This window comes from Paenibacillus algorifonticola, from assembly GCF_000971975.1.
GTDB lineage: Bacteria > Bacillota > Bacilli > Paenibacillales > Paenibacillaceae > Pristimantibacillus > Pristimantibacillus algorifonticola.
In genome coordinates, this window is record NZ_LAQO01000109.1 from 1 (window position 1) to 871 (window position 871).

At 51.2% G+C, this 871-nt stretch carries 1 protein-coding gene; it reads left to right on the forward strand.

Annotated elements, in window-relative coordinates; translation table 11 throughout:
• On the forward strand, positions 1 to 871 hold an 871-nt coding region (locus WH37_RS33170; RefSeq protein ID WP_046234951.1), incomplete at both ends, for a hypothetical protein.

Here is an 871-nt window from a genome sequence, read left to right on the forward strand (position 1 = left end):
CAACCACACGCGATATCGCTATGACAATCGGGGGCAACTGGTTGAAAAAGCGGTGGCTGAAACCGAGGACCGGATTCAGTATACGTATGATGAAGTCGGAAATCGTGCTTCCATGACTGATGGCAGCGGACAAAGCAGCTACGTGTATGATGGAAACAACCGTTTGCTGGAAGTTGCCAAGGATGGAGAAGTCCAGCTCGCGTATACGTATGATGCGGTAGGCAATGTGAAGAGCCTGAAAGATAAAACGGGCTTTACAACCAGCTATACGTATGACCAATCGAGCCGTATGAGTACGGTAACGGCACAAGGGAAAACGACATCCTACAGCTATGATGAGAACGGGAACCGTACGTCCATTGCTTATGCGGGTGGAGTGAAGGAAAGCTACACGTTCGACCGCAACAGCCAGCTGTTGAAGTTGGTCAATACGAAAACGGACGGTGCTGTATTATCTGAATACAGCTATACGTATGACTTATCTGGCAATCAGCTGACGAAAACGGACAGCTACGGTGCGACGAATTATGGGTATGATGAAGTTGGTCGTATCGTGAAAGCGGAAGCGCCGGGCAAAACGACGGTCTTCGCGTATGACCGCAGCGGCAATCGGGAGTCGATGCTGGAGACGTATACGTCGGAGCAGCCGACTGGTTATACCGATCCAATCAGCAAAGCCGAGCTGACTTACATCGTGAAGCGCAGCGAATACATGTATTCGAATGCGAACGAGCTGCTGCAGCTGACGGAGCAGATGAAGGATGCAGCGGGCGAAGAGGTGCTGGAGAAGAAAGTCATCTCACTGTTTGACAACAACGGGAATGAAGTGCGCCAGCAAACCAGCTACTTGCGTCCGCACAGTCGAGGGATG